General features: G+C 51.1%; 10 protein-coding genes. 2 read left to right on the top strand and 8 right to left on the bottom strand.

Annotated features, from left to right (window positions below; all coding sequences use genetic code 11):
- The first annotated feature begins 40 nt into the window (after positions 1-40).
- Positions 41-616, top strand: a complete 576-nt coding sequence (locus tag AAB391_00220; protein ID MEK7644736.1) for a ribonuclease H-like domain-containing protein — start codon at positions 41-43, stop codon at positions 614-616.
- Here AAB391_00220 and AAB391_00215 read toward each other — a convergent pair.
- Positions 613-1,356: a ZIP family metal transporter gene (locus AAB391_00215; GenBank protein MEK7644735.1), complete on the bottom strand. Its 744-nt coding sequence runs from the start codon at positions 1,354-1,356 to the stop codon at positions 613-615. The genes AAB391_00220 and AAB391_00215 overlap by 4 nt on opposite strands.
- A 38-nt stretch (positions 1,357-1,394) precedes the next feature.
- Between AAB391_00215 and AAB391_00210 the strand changes: the two genes are divergently transcribed.
- Entirely contained in the window at positions 1,395-2,222 is an 828-nt protein-coding gene (locus AAB391_00210) for a thioredoxin domain-containing protein (GenBank protein MEK7644734.1), read from the top strand.
- Here the strand turns inward: AAB391_00210 and AAB391_00205 are convergent.
- The 7 genes from AAB391_00205 to AAB391_00175 all read right to left on the bottom strand — a co-directional run bounded on the left by AAB391_00205 (position 2,215) and on the right by AAB391_00175 (position 18,725).
- Positions 2,215-5,238, bottom strand: a complete 3,024-nt coding sequence (locus AAB391_00205) for an ATP-dependent DNA helicase (protein MEK7644733.1) — start codon at positions 5,236-5,238, stop codon at positions 2,215-2,217. The two genes, AAB391_00210 and AAB391_00205, sit on opposite strands and share 8 nt — an antisense overlap.
- A 19-nt stretch (positions 5,239-5,257) precedes the next feature.
- On the bottom strand, positions 5,258-6,295 hold the full coding sequence (locus AAB391_00200) for a virulence RhuM family protein (GenBank protein MEK7644732.1): 1,038 nt from the start codon (positions 6,293-6,295) through the stop codon (positions 5,258-5,260).
- Positions 6,296-6,457: 162 nt separating this feature from the next.
- Positions 6,458-7,675, bottom strand: coding sequence for a sigma-70 family RNA polymerase sigma factor (locus AAB391_00195; protein ID MEK7644731.1), 1,218 nt, complete (start codon positions 7,673-7,675; stop codon positions 6,458-6,460).
- A gap of 12 nt (positions 7,676-7,687) precedes the next feature.
- Positions 7,688-9,529: a DNA primase gene (gene dnaG / locus AAB391_00190; GenBank protein ID MEK7644730.1), complete on the bottom strand. Its 1,842-nt coding sequence runs from the start codon at positions 9,527-9,529 to the stop codon at positions 7,688-7,690.
- Positions 9,530-9,751: 222 nt separating this feature from the next.
- Positions 9,752-13,504: a DNA-directed RNA polymerase subunit beta' gene (gene rpoC, locus AAB391_00185; GenBank protein MEK7644729.1), complete on the bottom strand. Its 3,753-nt coding sequence runs from the start codon at positions 13,502-13,504 to the stop codon at positions 9,752-9,754.
- An 11-nt stretch (positions 13,505-13,515) separates the two neighbouring features.
- Positions 13,516-16,749 (bottom strand): DNA-directed RNA polymerase subunit beta, encoded by a 3,234-nt coding sequence (locus AAB391_00180; GenBank protein ID MEK7644728.1) that lies wholly within the window; start codon positions 16,747-16,749, stop codon positions 13,516-13,518.
- A 404-nt stretch (positions 16,750-17,153) separates the two neighbouring features.
- Positions 17,154-18,725: an RNA-binding domain-containing protein gene (locus AAB391_00175; GenBank protein ID MEK7644727.1), complete on the bottom strand. Its 1,572-nt coding sequence runs from the start codon at positions 18,723-18,725 to the stop codon at positions 17,154-17,156.
- Positions 18,726-18,899 lie beyond the last annotated feature (174 nt).

Raw genomic sequence — 18,899 nt, 5'->3', positions numbered from 1 at the left:
ATTCTATCGCTCGCCTCACTCCCCTGTTAGAATTACCCTCATGCGCAAAATTATTTTTGATATTGAAACGAAAGATACGTTCCTGGAAGTCGGCAGCAATGACCCCACCGCGCTCCACATTTCCGTCGTCGGCGTGTACGATTCCGAGACTGATACCTACACCGCATATCTCGAAGAGGATTTGAAAAAACTCTGGCCGGTCATCGAAAAAGCCGACATGCTCATCGGCTTCAATTCCGACCATTTCGACATTCCCCTGCTCAACAAATATTATTCCGGCGATCTCGGAAAAATAAAAAGCCTCGACCTCATGGCCGAGGTTAAGATCGCGCTCGGCCGCCGCATCAAGCTCGACACATTGGCGGAAGCATCGCTCGGCAAAAAGAAGATCGGCCACGGTCTCGAGGCTATAGAATGGTGGCGCAAGGGGGAGAAGGACAAGGTGATCAAATACTGTCTCGAAGACGTGAAGATCACCAAGGAGCTCTACGAATACATGCTCAAAAACGGTGGCGTAAAATATCTCGAGGGCAAAGAGGTGAAAGGCATCAAAATCGACACCTCAAAATGGAACTCGCTCGAAGCGAGTGGTATGACCCATACGTTGCCGTTCTAGATCCCTGCAAGAGTCACGGCTCCATACAACACAGCAATACCGAGGACGCTCATGAAGGTTGTCCACTTGGTCGGATGTGCATGGTGACTTTCCGGTAGAAGGTCGCTGGCGCCGATATACAAAAAGAAGCCGCAGAAGAGCGCGAGAACGAGGCCGAGTGTCGAGCTTTCGAGGGTGAAAAAGCTCGCAGCAATAATACCGAGCACCGGCGCGGACGCGTCGAGCGCCAACCATTTGAACGCTTGCGCTTTGGTACCGCCGTTTTTCAAAATAAGACCTACAGTGTTGATACCATCGGAGAAATCGTGGACGAGAACGGCGATGGCGACCACCAAGCCCGCGGCTGCGGACACTTGGAAAGCGAGGCCGATCGCGATGCCGTCAAGAAAGCTGTGGAAAGACAAACTCCCTGCCCCCAGCCAGCCGCGGGCGACTTTCGCTGCCGGCGCGTGCTCTTCATTGGCACAATGATCATCTTCAACATGCACATGTGGCACGATCAATCGGTCGAGGAGCATATACAGCACGAAGCCTATGGCAACTGCAGTGGTGACGGTCGATGCGGAAAAAGGTGCTGCCAGTTCCAGCGCCTCCGGCAGAAGATCGAAGAAAGCCACACCAATCACCGCGCCCGCGCTGAAGCCGAGCACCAAATGCAGCGTGTCCCGAAAGCGCAGGGCAAACAAGCCGCCAAGAAACGTCGCGGCGAAAGCGCCGATTGCAATGAAAATAAGTATCATGGGAATATCGTAGCATGGCATATGGTATAATCCCAGCCATGCAATCAAACAACACCCCACTCACTGTCCCATTAGCCATCATTATTGCTGGAGCCATCATCGCTGGCGGCATCATTGCCTCACGATATGTTTCGCCAGCCATCGCGCCTGCCGCCGGCACCCAAGCCCAGACGACGACCGTCACCCTGCCAGCCGTCTCTGCCGCAGACCACATCATCGGCCAGACCAATGCCGACATTGTCCTTGTCGAATATTCCGACACCGAGTGTCCATTCTGCAAGGTCTTCCACGGCACCATGCACACTTTGATCAGCGAATATGGACCGAAAAATCAGCTCGCTTGGGTGTATCGACATCTGCCTTTGTACAGACCAGATGCGCAAGGTCGCGCCCTCCACTCGAAAGCCGGCAAAGAATCAGAGGCGACCGAATGTGCTTTTGACCAAGGTGGCAACGACGCCTTCTGGAAATTTATCGATGTGTTGTACCAAAAGACAAAATCCAACAATACCCTCGACCTGGCACAGCTCCCTGTCATGGCAAAAAGCGTCGGCTTGAATGTTGCAGAGTTCAATTCCTGCCTCTCTTCTGGTAAATATACTGAGGCGATCTCCAAAAGCTACGACGAAGCCTTCATCGCCGGCGCCCAAGGCACCCCGTACAACATCCTCATCTTGAAAAAACCACTCAGCGAGAAGGCTCGACAGCAGGTGCTCAACGACATCGTGAAAACGGTGGCGAAGCAGTCTCCAGGCAGCACCATCCCTGCTGACCTCGTGGGCTTTTCAGACGACGGCACAAAAATTACTTTCAGCGGCGCGCTACCTCTAGAAATGATGCGGGTGCTAATCGAAGCAATTATCTAACCATCCTCGCCAATCGGCACCACTCGCAGTCCTCACTTTCACATCGAGCATTCACGAGAGCGCCGGATTGAACCGATTCCACAAGCTTCGCAATTTCTCCTTTCACTCGCGCGACATCGCCCACACCAATTGGCAAAGTCACCGTCTGACATCGACCCTTATCGTCGGGTTTGATAAACACGAGTGCTGGCTCGATCCGTTTGCCATGGTACTTGCTCTGGGCCGACAAGAGAATGTAATAGAAGACAAGTTGGCGGAAATAGTTGCCGCTACTGTCGGATTTCGTCTCGCCCTTAATCGCCGCCTCACTTTTCGCTTGGCTCGTTTTGTAGTCGAAGACGCGCACGACATCGCCCTCAGCAGAACCACTCATATCGATGACAGCATCCATTTTTCCGTGCAGTCGGATACCTGCCTCTTGCGCCTCAAACCACGTCTCAGTGAACACTTCGCCACGCAAGGCAAAATGTGGCGCCAGTGCGACCGCCACTTCCGGCGCGGTTTCTTTCAACTCCTCACGAATCGCCTCTTTTTCAAATGACGGCAAGAGCGACTGGTCCAAATACTCGCCGGTCGCCAAGAGAATTTCAGCCTCGATTTTTTTGGTCGAAACTCCTCCGGACACGGCACTCGCGCCATCGCCCTCTTCTCGATTTTTCGCCCGCACCAAATGCCACACGCGATCCATCGCCAAATGCATCGCACTCCCCCCTTCAGACTTTGCCGACGGTGGCTCCGGCACCTTGATGATGCTCTTGTACAAAAATTGCTGAGGACACTCCAAAAAGTGGTTGAGGGCGGTCACTGATAAACCCTTTTCGAACAAAATCGTCTTTGCGTATGCGGCAAGCTCTTCATTGCGTCGTTCTTTGCCGCGAGTTTTTGCGAGCACAAAAGCGTCGTCCGAAATCGCAGGGATCTCAGTGCGAGAAACGTTTGTGCTTTCTGGCCCATCCACCAACTCCTCTACAAAACCCAATGGCGTGAAAGCCTTGCCGGAGCCATCTTCGAGCGGCGTAATAATAGTGACACGCTTGCGAGCGCGCGTGAGTGCCACATAGAAAAGGCGGCGGGCATCGCGGAGTTCGTCGCCCTCGTTTTTCACTTGGCCTGGCAGTAAGAAAGACGCCGAGCGCAGACGCGTGAGCCACGATTCATTCACCGCATACGGCAAAAATACTTCATCATATTCCAAACCCTTCGAACCATGCGCGGTCATGATGCGCACCGGCGCATCGGGCGTGCCGGAAAGGATCTTCACGCTGCGCGTCTCCGCAGTGGCGCGATATGAAAGCAACGCCTCGATGAGCCTGCGTGGGTCATCGGCATAGGCACGATCGCGAGCTGCCAGCTCAGTCGCCAAAGCAACAATTCCCCGCCACACTTCTGTATTGGCCGGACTCTTTGCTATCACCGGCAGCAGACCGCTTTGTCCTGTCGCGTACACCAAAAACGCCAGTCCGCCACGTTGGGTCATTTCTTCCCGCACGGTCGCCACGAGCGGTAGCGCACTAAGCACTTCGGCCGTCTTGCCGCTTTTCACCAAGCGAATCATCTCAGATGCACGTGCAAATTCCATGCCCCACAAGCCTGAAGCCAGAGTCACGGCCAAGGCCTCCGTCTGCGACGGGTCATGCAAAAAATGAATCAGATCAAAAAAGAGCGCACCGATCGGGTGCAAGAAAATATTGATCCCGCGCTCCGATGCCGCATGCACACCATGCGCTTCGCACAATGTCGCCAACCGCTCCACATCACGATTGCGTCGCACGATGATGGCTGCGGTTTTTTCGTCACAGTCTTTCGCGCTTATCGCGACAAATTCCTTGAGCCTCTCCACCAGTGCCATGTCGGCCGCCGTCGAATTCCCTGCCGTCACTACTTCGATCGGCCGCGCAGCTTCTTCACCGCCGGCGCGCAACTTCACTCGCAGCAACGGATGCTCCCCGTCGGCATAGTTGTTTTCGATGAGGGAAAAGCTCGCGTCCAAAATATGCTGGTGTGAACGATAGTTTTCCTCGAGCGAAATCACCTGCATGTTTTTCCACGCATTTTGAAATTGCAGGAAATTTTGCACCGACGCGCCCTGGAAACGATAGATCGCCTGCTTCTCATCGCCCACCACAAAGAGATTCGGCGAATCGAAAAAGTCGGCAATGGCGCGGATGATCGCGTTCTGCGAGTCGTTGGTGTCTTGATGCTCGTCCACCAACAGATACAAGTATTTTTCCTGGATCAGCGATCGGAGCAGTTCGTCGGTGCGGATCGCCTGGAGCAACTCAAAGATGAGGTCATCGAAGTCGATCTTTCGCGCCGCTGCCGCACCACTATTTCCGGCAGCCCGCTTTTTCGCCTCGTACGCTTCGTACACATCGGCGAGCAATAGGGTTTTTTCCGCCTTCTCGATCTGCTTTCGAGCATCGGCTTTGAGTTGGCCCTTGGTTGCACCACGAGTCGAAAGCGAGTCGGGGTCAGCCGCGATTCGCTCCGCTTCACTTCGCGCAAAATCCCGCACCATCTCCGGTGTCAGTGCCTCACGCTTCGCATCGCTGATCGCCTTCAAAATGCCACCCACGTAGTGGTCCGGCTCGCCAAGTGGACGAATCAACTTGTATTTTTTATCTTTCAAAATACCGCGCACGAGTTCTTGTGCTTCGATATCGGTCATCTGCTGCGCGCGGGCGATGTGTACGAAATGCTCCTGGAACTCTGCGATGACTGCCGCGGCAAACCCGTGAAAGGTGTAGATGCGCACCTCGTCGGCGCGCGTGCCGATCACTTCGCGCAATTTGAGCCGCATCGCCTTCACGCCGGCGTCGGTGAAGGTAATAGCCAAAATCCCCGACGCCGGCGTATCTGTGAGCCGCAAAATATTCGCGATACGCAGCGTCAAAATAGTGGTCTTGCCGGTACCCGGCCCCGCAATCACCATTACTGGCCCATCGATCGTATCCACCGCCTTCTTCTGCGCCGGGTTCAGGTTCTTGTATTTTGTATGAAATAATTCTTCTGACATGCAATGTGTTTATTTACGTCTATTTCTTCTTTTTATCCAAAATCTTCTTCATCTCCTTATCAAAATCGCTTTCATACAGCCTATCTTGGACGATCCTATATTTTTCAAATTCTTCTTCAGCTAAAGCCGCGGCGATCTTGTGGCTCACGACGCCATTGTCAAGCAATATTTCTCTTTCATTGAACTGCAGAAAGGCGTTGAGTTTTTCTACCCAATCTCTCATGTGCATTGCTACTCCTCTTTTCGCTTGCGACTCGGCATAATCAAGATACATTGTCACAATACGATTGAGCCCATCCAATTCTGTATGGTCGAGATAGTTTTTTGCAACAATCACGTCCATCTTCCGAATCGGACCAGTCGGACCATGTTTCCATGCGGTTAAACCAAGATGCGGTTTTGTGCTATCTACCCTTTCATGAACAATCTCTGCGGCCGTCTTTCCGTTTATGGCAAAATGGAGCTTGTTCTGCACCGTAGCGAAAAATTTCCTCGTACATTCTTCGTTCGGATCATAATCAATAGCAGTCGCATAAATATCAGAAATCTTTTGATAGAACCTACGTTCACTAGAACGAATATCTCGAATGCGAGCAAGTTGATCTTCGAAATAATCGCCACCGAAAGTAGCGTCTGGATTTTTGAGCCTATGATCATCCATCACAAACCCCTTGATCATATACTCCTTGAGTATACTCGTTGCCCACATACGAAAATGGGTCGCTCTTTTACTGTTCACCCGATAGCCGACAGCGATGATGGCGTCGAGGTTGTAGTGTTTCGTCTTGTACTTTTTACCATCACTGGCAGTTATCGAGAATTCCTCGATAACTGCCTCGGGGAAAAGTTCTCCGTCATCAAAGATATTTTTTAAATGCAGTGAAACATTGTCCACGGAACAATCAAAAATCTCCGACAGCGTCTTCTGTGTTAGCCAGATAGTCTCATTGTGCAGGAATATCTCCACGCTCACCTTGCCATTTGGCGCCGTGTACAATAAGAATTCTGCGTGACCAGACTTCTGGGTCACCTTTGGTTGTCCAAGTTTCTTTTTCATCCCTCCCATTATACCATTTTCGGAAGAGGGCAATTGCAAGGAAAAATGCAAGCAAAACAAAAACACTTTTTTGAGACATCGCGCAGGCCGACGGGCCGAGCGCGAAGCAAAATCCCAGCAGGGATTTATGCTGTTCTCAAAAAAGTGTTTTTGTTTTGCTCTTTAGTAATTCTTCAACTGATTGATCTTCTCGTGCTGTCGAATCTTCTCATGCGCCTTCGCCTCGATCTGTCGGATACGCTCGCGAGTGACGCCGAACTTCTGGCCCACCTCCTCGAGGGTGTGAGTAATACCGTCCACCAAGCCGTGTCGCATTTCCAAAATCTCGCGCTCCTTTTCAGACAAATCGCTCAAAATCTCTTTCACCTGGTCGGACAAAATACGTCGTGAAGACTCTTCGGCTGGCGAGAGGATCTTGTCATCCGGCAAAAAGTCGCCAAGCACAGACTTCTCATCACCGTCATCACCAACAGGGCTTTCAAGCGAAACAGTGTCCTGGTCAATCTTCTCGATCTGATACACCTTCTCGACATCGAGTCCCATTTCTACGGCAATCTCCTCTGGCAATGGATCACGTCCAAGGTCCTGAGACAATCGTCGCACCACCTGCTTGTATTTCGCGATCGTCTCCACCATGTGCACCGGCACGCGGATAGTACGAGACTGGTCGGCGAGCGCACGAGTGATCGCCTGACGGATCCACCAGGTTGCGTATGTTGAAAACTTGTATCCCTTGGTCCAATCAAACTTGTCGACAGCCTTGAAGAGACCGAGGTTGCCTTCCTGGATAAGGTCGAGCAAAGTGAGGTCCGGAGAACGGCCGACATACTTCTTCGCAATAGAAACCACCAATCGGAGGTTCGCACGTGCGAGCAAATTCTTCGCTTCAATGTCGCCCTTCTCGATGCGTCGCGCGAGCTCTTTCTCTTCGGTCGCCGGAATGAGCGGGTACTGGCCGATCTCCTTCAAATACATTTGAATCGAGTCGTATGAAGACTCCGACTTGCCGCCGTAGCTATGCTTCTTCTCGACGATCAAATCTTCGTTCTTGATATCGAGCATGCCGCCACCTTCGAGCACGTCGATGCCGGAAGTGCTGAGCTTGCCATACAATTCATCGAGAAAAGTGATGTCGTCTTCGATATGTGGAAACTCCTTCAAAATCTCGTCATAGGTCACGAAACCGCGATCCTTGCCCTTGGCCATGAGCCGAAGGGTACGAATCTCGAAATCTTGGGCCTTTTTGGCCCCACGGAGCTTTGGAGCGGGCTTGGCCGTGACTTTGACCGCTTTCTTGGAAACAACCTTCTTAGGGGCCTTTTTAGGCGTTTTTGATGCCTTTTTGAGCTTCTTTTGATTGGTTTTTGATTGTTTCTTCATAGGGTGTTGATTTTATCTCACTTTTTTAAGCTTGGCAAGCACGCCCACCAGCTGGTCTACTTTCGGCCCGTCACCATCCCGTTGGGCCTTATGAAGCTCGGAGAGCAGCTTCGCACAGAGCTCGTTGCTGCACTCTGTTACAAAATTCTCGAGCAATTCTTTCACTTCCTCAGCCAATTTCTCCGATTTGTCATACGAAAGCTCCGCCTCGACGATCAATTCCTCTGTCTCTTTTTGAAATTCCGCCATAACAGCGGCGAGTATCTTTTCCGCATCCAGACCATTATCAGGAACAGCCGATTGAATCGTCTGGAGTGCACTTGAGAGTTTCTTGATCATTTCTTCATTTCCAAACACTCTCGCCGGCAAAGTATTCTGCCACAGTACAATACTCGCGAGTCGACGCTCGATGTGTTTTCGGCGTGTCGCATTCTGCACGAAGTCGGCATAGGTGCTACCAGTGGTCGATGAACCAGATGTTGCGGATGAAGCAGCCGAAGCGCCTGCACTTTTTTGCGCAGTCTGGGTGGCGGAGACGGACACTGACACCGGCAACACTTTTTCCAATCGCTTCAGGTCTTCCCAGATCGCCTCTTCCTTGATGCCTGTTTTTTTGTAGATCATCGACACGAAATGCGAACGCTCCATCGAGCTCTGCATGCGGACGATGAACGGCAGCACTTTGGCGCCGACTTCTTTGGCAAGGGCACGTGGGTCGAGCTGCTGCGAAAGCAGATGATTGGTGACAAACTCCACAACATGGATCGCCTTCTTCTCCACCGTCTCGCGCCACTGCTCTGGATGGTTCAAAATGAAAAGGGCCGGATCCTCCCCCTTTGGCAATTCCGCCACGCGCACTTCCATGCCAAGGCCAATCGCCATCTCGGCGCCGCGCAGTGCGGCACGCACGCCGGCGCCGTCCGGATCGAAACTCATCACCACCCGTTCCGACAATCGCCGCAACATCTCCAAATGCTGCAACGTGAGCGCTGTCCCCGACACCGCCACCGTATTCGTAAATCCCACCTGTTGCGACATCAACATATCCATCTGCCCTTCCACCAAAATCGAATACCCCTTCTCGCGAATCCCCTGCTTCGCCTTGTGAAAACCGTACAACATTTCCGACTTTTTGAAGAGTTCAGTTTCTGGACTGTTCAAATACTTCGCACTCTTCCCATCGTCGGGACCAAAGATACGTCCAGAAAAACCGATCACTCGCCCCGAGCTATCAAACAGCGGAAACATGATGCGCCCGCGGAAACGGTCATAGTGGCCAGTGCCGCCCACCGATCCATCTTTCGGCTCTCGCGCCTTAGTCAATCCAACCTTCTCCATATCTTGCTCGGTGAAGCGCTTCGACTTTAGATAATCCGATAGAATCTGCCACGCATCCGGAGCGTAGCCGATACGCCACTCTTTTATCGTATCTTTAGTGAGTCCGCGGCCAGTGAGATACTCCACCACAGCCTTGTATTGTGCGTTCTCGTACAGCGTACGCTGGAAAAAGATCGTCGCCGACTCCAAACACAGAAAGAGTCGCTGCCGCTCGCTGCGCATTTTTGGGTCCTCCTTCGTGAGCTCCACACCTGCCTTCTGCGCGAGCACTTTCAACGCACCGACAAAATCCAACCCCTCAAACTCCTGTACGAAGGTGAAGATGTCACCCTTTGCCCCGCAACCGAAGCAGTAGTAGCTGCTGCGCGCCGGCGAGAGGAAAAACGACGGTGTTTTTTCATTATGAAAAGGACAGCGGGCCTTGTAATTGCCGCCAGCCTTCTCCAATTTGAGATACGCCCCGACCACATCGGCGATGCCGAGGCGCTCCTTGATCTGCTCTACCTGTGAAGACATTAGGGGTATTCTATCATGAAGTAAAAGTGTCGGTATTTCGAGACCTATACGTGACTATTACGACGAGCGAGGAGCGCGTGGATGTTTCCGAACATACACAGCGTCCGAGTCGAAGTCGTAACAAAGGGTAGATACTTCACGGCAAAGCCGTGCGCAAAAGAACACACCCAAAAAGGTGTGTTCTTTTGCGTCAGCGCGCATGCGCTGAAAGTATAATACCCTTTATTTCTCCTCCACCTCCGCCTCGCTCTTCACCGTCACCGCGACAGCGGCTGGGGCGATGGTGTCCACCTGGTACACCGGAGTCGCGTCGGCTGCCGCCTTGGCAGTGATCGCCGCCTTTGGGCTGGCTGCAAAGCCAGAACCCGCAGGGATCAATCGGCCGATGATAACATTCTCCTTCAAACCAGCGAGATGGTCTTCTGTACCACGGATCGCTGAGTTGATGAGTACTCGAGTAGTGTGCTGGAAGGAAGCGGCTGAAAGGAAGCTTCGTCGGGTCAATGAAATCTCAGTGATACCCATGACAACCGCCTCGCCCTTCGCCTCATCCTTGCCCGCCGCCTTCACGCGAGTATTCTCTTCTGCGAAGTATGCTGAGCTGACCACATCTCCTGAAGAGAGCTTGGTGTCGCCGCCGTGCTTCACCTTTCGGCGAGAGAACATCTGGCGCACGATCACTTCGATGTGCTTTCGAGAGACTGGCTCACCCTGCAATTCGTACAACTTTGAAACTTCATTGATGATGTACTGCTCGGTCTTCTCGTGGCCGGCATACTTGAAGAGCTCGTCAATATCCGCAGAACCGTCGGTGAGGAGCTGACCCTTCACCACCTTGTCGCCCACCTTCACCAACGGGGTTCGTCGGAAGCTTGCGACATATTCGTTTTCCGCCTTCTTCTTGGTCTTCGATTTGTCGTGTATTTCAGGAATGACCGTGAAAACCTTTTCCTTGCCCAAATCCTTGATCTCAGTGACCATGCCGTCTACACGGTTCACCACCGCAGGATTCTTTGGAGAACGCTTCTCGAAGATTTCCTCGACTCGAGGCAAACCGGCAGTGATGTCTCCGCCTGCTGATGCGGCTCCTCCGGCGTGGAAGGTACGCATCGTGAGCTGAGTACCAGGCTCACCGATCGCCTGCGCTGCCACAGTACCGACAGCTTCACCGAGCTGTACGAGCTCGCCTCGGCCGACGTCGTTACCATAACACTGCGCACAGACACCGTAGAGCGCCTTGCAAGCCAAAGGTGAACGAACCTTCACTTCAGTGATACCAGAAGCTTCCATCTTGTCGGCATCTTCTTTGTTCAAAAGATGACCGCGCTTGAAGAGTACTTTCCCAGTAGCATTCAATACATCTTCTGCCAACACTCGGCCCTTGGTGCTCTTCGCGAGAGCGACTTCCATACCAGACGCAGTCTCTTTCCTGATCACCATGCCTTCCTTTGATCCGCAATCTGCTTCTGCCACAATGACATCCTGAGATACATCGAAGAGCTTTCGAGTGAGGTATCCGGCCTTCGCAGTGTTCAATGCGGTGTCAGTGAGACCCTTTCGAGAACCGTGAGTGGTGATGAAGTATTCTACTGGAGAGAGACCCTGCTTGTTCGAGCTCAAAATCGGGAACTCAATGGTCGCACCGGATGCACTCTGAATGAGACCCTTCATACCTGCCATCTGCGTGATCTGACCAAGAGAACCTCGGGCACCGGAGTTCACCATGTCGTGAACAGAACCGTCCTTTGGCAAGCTCGCTGGGATGAGCTTTTCCACTTCGATCTTCGCACCAAGCCACACCTCGATGATCTTTTCGGTCTTCTCTTCTTTCGACAAGAAGCCCATATCGTAATTCTTCTGCACTTCATCGGCGAGCAGCTTTGAAGCGTCAATGATCGCATGCTTGCCTTCTGGTTCCTGCACATCGTCGATACCCCAAGTAACACCTGAATAGGTCGCGTACTTGAATCCGAACGTCTTCACTGCGTCGAGGATCGGTGCGACATTCTTCATGCCGTACTTGTTGATCAAATCATCGCCGATAGTGGCCATGAACTTTCGAGTGATCTCCTTGTTGATGAATGCGTAATCCGCTGGGAGCACTTCGTTGAAAAGCACTCGGCCGACAGTCGTCTCAAACATTTTGCCCTCGAGCTTCGCGTACTTTGCGTTTTCTGGCGCGATAAGCTTGATCTTCGCTCGCAAGTCGAGCTCGCCGAAGTCGTGAGCAGTGATCGCTTCTGCAGGAGTGCCGAAGTAGCTACCCTCACCCTTGGCCCCCTTGATCTCTTTGGTGATCCAGAAACAGCCGAGAATAATATCGAGGAGCTTTGCAGTCACGGTCGGCTCACCAGAACCTGGCTTGAGAATATTTTTATCAGAAGCCATGATCTCTCGTGCTTCTGCCTGCGCTTCTTCACCGAGCGGTACGTGGACCGCCATCTGGTCTCCGTCGAAGTCCGCGTTGAAAGCGGTACACACGAGTGGATGCACCTGGATCGCATTGCCCTCGATGAGGATTGGCATAAAGGCCTGAATACCGAGTCGGTGCAAGGTTGGAGCACGATTCAAAAGAACGTACTTACCCTTGATCACCTCTTCGAGGATCGCCCAGACTTCTGGAATATCTTCGTCGATGAGTCGTCCCGCACCGCGGATGTTGTATGCCAACTCGCGTTCGAGGAGCTTCGAAATCACAAATGGTCGGAAGAGTTCCAATGCCATGTGCTTTGGGAGTCCGCACTGACTAAGCTTGAGGTCTGGACCGACAACGATCACCGATCGTCCTGAATAGTCCACGCGCTTTCCGAGGAGGTTTGCACGGAAGAGACCTCGCTTACCCTTCAAATTGTCGGCGAGAGACTTGAGCGGTCGTCGCTGTGCCTGTGTGAGCGCACCAGCACTCGCACTACCGTGTCGGATCGAGCTATCGATCAGAGCGTCCACAGCCTCCTGCAAAATACGCTTTTCGTTTCGCAAGATCACATCCGGAGCATTGATCTCGATGAGCTTCTTGAGACGATTGTTTCGGTTGATGACGCGTCGATAGAGGTCGTTCACATCAGAAGTCGCGTATCGTCCGCCGTCCAATGGGACCATCGGTCGAAGTGCTGGAGGGATCACCGGGATGGTAGTAAGGAACATCCACTCAGGTCGAATACCCGAAGAGATCATCGCCTTCACGGTGCTGAGTCGCTTGCTGATCTTCTCCTTGTCGAGAGAGCTTGCCTTCTCGAGCGCGGTTTCGAGCTTGACCTGGAGCTTTTGAAGGTCGAGAGTCTTGAGGATTTCGTAGATCGCTTCGGCGCCAATCTTCGCCTCGAAGAGCGTGCCGTACTTCACTGAATAGTTGTGGTATGACACTTCGTCGAGCACGACACCAGCCTGCACGTTTTCGATCTCCTTCTTCGCGTTGGTCAACAGTTCCTTTATCGCCTCCTTTGACTTCTCATCCTGAAGATTCTTCACCTTCGACTTGTATTCTGAGTCGAGATCTTTGAGCAGGTTTGATCGCTCATCTTCGTTCACCGAAGTAATAATGTAGCCAGCGAAGTAGATGACCTTTTCGAGATCTGCTGTCGGCATACCCATGAGCAAGCCAATGCGAGACGGCATGCTGCGAAGGAACCAAATGTGTGATACTGGCGACGCAAGCTCAATGTGGCCCATGCGCTCTCGTCGTACGATGCTGCGGGTGATTTCCACTCCGCACTTCTCACAGACAATGCCCTTGTAGCGAATACCTCGATACTTTCCACAGTAACACTCGTAGTCCTTGTCTGGTCCGAAGATTTTTTCATCAAAGAGTCCACTCTTTTCTGAACGCTGAGTTCGGTAGTTGATGGTCTCTGGCTTGGTGACTTCACCGTATGACCACTCGCGGATGCGGTCTGGGGATGCAACCTTCAAGACGATCGAGCTGAAGTCGTTGAACGCTGCCTTTGCCTTGTTGTTTGTTGGTGTAAATTCTTTCATGGTGATGTGAGTTATTTAGTATCCCCATTAAGGCCATCGCCCCGTTTCATGTCGACATCCAGTGCCAAACCTCGAAGGTTGTTCAAGAGCACGTTAAATGAAGCCGGTACGTTGGTCTGCTGAATACGCTGACCCTTCACAATAGCGTCGAAGGCTGCGGATCGGCCGACAATGTCGTCGGACTTGATCGTCAATACTTCTCGCAATGTGTGAGCGGCACCATGACCAAGGAGCGCCCAGACTTCCATTTCTCCAAATCGCTGTCCGCCGGCCTGAGCCTTTCCACCCAATGGCTGCTGAGTGATGAGCGAGTAGGGTCCGATAGATCGCATGTGGATCTTGTCTTCCACCATGTGGTGCAACTTCAAGATGTACATGTAGCCGACTGCGACATTCTGCTGGAACGCTTCGCCGGTGCGGCCATCAAACAGCTTCATCTTGCCGTCTGCCGCGAAGCCTGCCTTCACGAGCTCATTCTTGATCTCCGCGTCGGTCGCGCCTGCAAAAGGAGGCACGATCGCCTGGTAGTTCAAAGTGTTTGCTGCGAGACCCAAGTGCAACTCGAGAATCTGTCCGAGGTTCATACGAGAAGGCACACCGAGCGGTGTCAAAATAATATCGATTGGGGTACCGTCTGCCATGTATGGCATATCCTCTACTGGGAGCACCTTTGAGATAACACCCTTGTTACCGTGTCGTCCCGCGAGCTTGTCGCCCACTGATACGGCTCGGAGCTGTGCGATCTCTACATGGATTCGCTTGATGATGCCAGACTCGAGCTTGTCGCCCTTCTCTCGTGAGAAGATCTTTACGGAAATAATACGACCTCGCTTGCCGCCTTCCATTCGCTTCGATGTATCCTTCACATCTCGTGCCTTCTCGCCGAAGAGGCTCTTGAGGAGTCGCTCTTCTGGAGTAAGCTGGGTTTCACCCTTTGGGGTGATCTTGCCGACGAGAATGTCGCCAGATCGCACTTCCGCACCGATGCGGACAATACCGTCTTCATCGAGGTTTTTGAGCTTCGCCTCGCCGACGTTTGGAATATCCGGAGTGGTCACTTCGGGTCCGAGCTTGGTGTCGCGTACGTTGATGACAAACTCTTCGATATGGATCGAGGTAAACTTGCTGTCCTTCACCAATCGCTCAGAGAGAATGATCGCGTCTTCGTAGTTTGAACCAGACCAAGAGAGGAAGCCGACGAGGATGTTCTGTCCGAGCGCCACCTGGCCATTATCGGAAGAAGACGTATCCGCGAGGACATCGCCCTTCTTCACTTTCTGTCCGAGGTTCACGATTGGTCGCTGGTGGAAAGCAGTGAAGCCGTTGGTTCGTGAAAAGGCCACGAGGTTCCAGGTCTTCTCCTTGCCCTTTGCATTCTTGAGAGAGATTTTAGTTGAATCAACTGCGGTGATAGTACCGTCTTCATCAGCAATGATGAGTCGGCCAGAGTCTCGCGCTGCCACCTCTTCAATACCCGTCGCTACGAGCGGCGCATCTGGTACCAAACAAGGCACGGCCTGCTTCTGCATGTTCGAACCCATGAGTGCACGGTTCGCGTCGTCATGGTTGACGAACGGAATCATCGAGGTCGCGATCGAGAACGGCTGTCCAGTGCCGACGTCCACGAAGTGCACGTTGTTCTTTGGCACGAAGCTTGGGATACCGTTGTTGCGAACCTCCACCACGTCGTCGGTGATGCTACCCTGCGCGTCATAGTTGATCGCGGCGTGAGAAATGTTGTAGTTCTCTTCTTCGAGCGCGTTGAGGTATCGCACTTCTTTGGTGATCTTGCCGTTCTTCACCACTGCATACGGTGCTTCGATCATACCGAAGTCGTTGATGCGCGCGTAGGTTGAGAGGCGCAAGATAAGACCGATGTTGGGACCTTCAGGAGTGTGGATCGGACAGAGTCGGCCATAGTGAGAAGGATGCACGTCTCGCACTTCGAAGCCGGCTCGCTCTCGGGTGAGACCGCCGGGTCCGAGCGCAGACAAGGTGCGCAAGTGTTCGAGCTCCTGGAGCACGTTTTCCTGCTGCATAAACTGTGACAGCTGGTTGGTCGTGAAAAATTCCTTGATTCGAGCCTGAAGCGGCTTCGGAGAAATGAAGTTCAAAGGCTGAGTGATGTCTGGCTCAACAGTCGACATTCGGTCCTGAATGTTGCGCTTGATCTGGGACATACCAACTCGGATCTTCTGCTGAATGAGCTCGCCAACATAGCGCACTCGTCGTGAACCGAGGTGATCGATGTCATCGGCGGTTGCGTTCGGGGTGTTGTTCAAATAGATGACATGCTTGATGATTGTCACGACATCGTCCAAGTTGATAGTGCGTCGCTCGAGAGCCTTGTCTTCCATGCTCTTCTCGAAGCGCTTGTTGAATCGGAAACGGCCCACCTTGTGGAGGTCGTATCGCTCTGCGCTAAAAATAGACTTGATGAATTCCTTCGCGTTGTCGACAGTACCCATGTCGCCATCTCGGAGCTTCTTGTGGATCTCCACGTACGCTTCATCCATAGTCTTCGCATGATCCTTCGCCAAAGACACGTCAATATGCTGCTTTGAGAAAGCGGTACCCGCAAAGAGCGCCTGGATATCGCCGTCGGTCTGCGCGCCGAGCACTCGCAAGAGAGATGCGACGCCGAACTTGCGCTTTCGATCGATGCGGACATAGAGAGAACCGTCTGCATCAGTTTCGATTTCAATCCACGCACCTCGTGCAGGGATAATCTTTGCGCCGAAGAGTGTCTTCCCCTTCACTTCCTGATCAGTGAAGAACACGCCGAACGAACGCGCCAGCTGTGGCACGATGACTCGCTCGATACCTCCAATGATGAAGGTACCGTGATTGGTCATGATCGGAAAATCCGCCATGAAGATCTCCTGCTCCTTTACAGAGCCGAGCATTTTGTTCTTGAGACGAACGGTCGCCTTCAAGGTCGCTTCGTACGACAGCTTGTTGTGCTTTGCGTAGTGCTCGTCGTACTTTGGCTCAGCGAGGCTGAAACCGGTGAAGTCGAGCTCAAACTTTTTGTTCGCGTAATCCTTGATCGATGAAAACTCGCCGAAAACTTCCTTGAGGCCGTTCTCCACAAGCCACTGAAAGGACTTGGTCTGCGCCTCTACGAGACTCGGAACCGCGATGAGCGATTCGCGATATTTTGAGAAGTGCTTCTTCTCGCGCTTGCCCACCGACATCTTTGCCGCCGGGTCTTCAATGCGTGGTGCCTCTGTGTGTACTGACATCGTATGAAAATGCTAGTCGCGTTAATAATGGTTCATCAATCATCGAATACCACGATGCGCACGCCCCTCTCGACAAAAACAAAACGCAAAAAGACCTCGGATGAGGCTTCTCTCTGTTTTCTTTATCGATAGAATGTATGCAAGCTGGGATTCAATGATTAACCTCTCTAAACCCCCTAAACGAGCCGTAACTCACTCTTGCGTTAGGTAAAGGGTACCTTACAGTACCTCGGAAAAGAAGTCAAGGCTGGACCAGTGACCTGTCATACGGGCATGTTCAACCTAAAATTAGATTGTATTGTGGATAACTTCAACTATATTCAAAATACCGTTATTGTTAGCTGTTTTTAAAATTCGCCACAATACATAGCCTGATAAAAAGTTATTACCTTGTATCGTCCCAACTAAGCGACCGTATAGACGCCCCTTTTGACCCTTCTTAAAAACCCCGCCGTAATCATTTCCATTAATGCAACCCTGACCCACACTTTTGATTTTCCGCTCAAAATCCCGTAAATTTCTTGGGTAGTGAATTCCAGATTCTTTTTCGCATAGTCTAATATGATGTCCTTTGAGGTGTCTACGCTTGCGTGGGTGCTTGAGAAATTACTTATATATTTATTTGATTTTCGAAGTAAGTGTTCTTTTATTTTTAAGAAAATTCCGCCGCGACCAGTTTTAGTGATCAAATTTTGCACCAAGAAATATTCCTCGTTGGAAACATCTCTTAATAAGATGTTTTTTCCTGAGTTTATTTTATCTAGAATAACGACCTGCTCTTGTGTCAAATCCTTTGCAGTAAACATAAAGCGGGCAAAAGCCGCGTCCGATACTTTTCCGCTCAACAAAAAATCTACTCGTGGATTCGCACTAGCATTATCGGAACGCAGTTTTATACTTAGACCTTTTTTGATTTGTATACCAAAGGCCTTCCTTAATCCACCACCCTCTTTTTCCATTAGATGCATTTTTTTCAGAAAGTCAGCCAAAGCCGGATTAAGATACTCGGGCCTTCTATTTTCTGATAAAACCTTATTAAGATCTGCTCTAAATTTCCCAGGATTTCTGACCTCGAGACTGACCGGAGTTTGCAACACCTCTACCCATAGGCCAATACCCCAATCTCTATGAGCCACAGCATTCACAACGATTTCTTCAATAACTTTAGGATCGTACTGGGAGACGTCATTTCTGAACAAATCCACATCTTGAAGAGTTGTATTAAAAATATTTATCTTGTTTAAAATATTTTGGATACCAAAAATGAGCGGCAGATTTTCGTCTTCAATAGGCAACCTCTGTTCAATACCATTAAGATCATCTTTATACATCCACGTTATTTTGTCTCTGCCACCAAAGACTCTTCTACGAACGTCCTCTTTTCCTATAAACAAAAGACATGTATGGTTGGGAACACTATCATCTCCTAAAAGAGACAGACTGTTTAAAAAACGTATGTCATCTAATGTTTTGTGAGCATTCCCTTTCAAGTCGAAATACTTTTCTTTTAAAAAGCCTAGCGCTTTCTTATCAATCCAATCAAGCGAAGAGTCTTCTGGTACCTGGGCACTCCAGTCGTATCGGGCTGAGTAGTTGTATCTCTCGGCTATTTCTTTTGAAGATAGCTTCTGATTAGAACTGCCCTGACGCACATAACAAACACCTTTGTAGGTGTGACAGTGATAACTGCTTTTTCTGACGACTATCTTTATTATAGAAAAGCCACCGACATCTTCTTTTTGGACGGAGAAGCAGTCGTGGAGACGCGGATCAAAAGCCTGATTGAGATCACTTATCTTTCTAAAAGAAGAGTCTGCTATGTCTATTTTACGCAAAGAGCCGTCATCTCCAACGCCTATACATATGCAACCGCCCTTAGTATTGGCGAATGCGACAATAGTCTTCGCGATATCTTCGATATCTCCAAGTGTTTCCTTGTATTCAACTGTCTCGGATTCCGGAATATTCAGGTTCACATGCCTATTTTAGCACAATCAATTTGTTGGGGTATTTATAAAATATTTTATGCCTAAAAGAAAAAGCCCCCGATGCAGGCGTACCTGCACAAGGGTCTTTTTCATAGTTACATCAGTATTATAGCACTTTACGAAAAGATTGCAATTTCATGAATAAACCCTCTCTCTTTGGTA

The organism is Patescibacteria group bacterium, assembly GCA_038065315.1.
GTDB lineage: Bacteria > Patescibacteriota > Minisyncoccia > Phycocordibacterales > JBBTRF01 > JBBTRF01.
The sequence above is the reverse complement of the archived record's forward strand: the minus strand, read 5'-3'. Positions and strand labels throughout refer to the sequence as shown.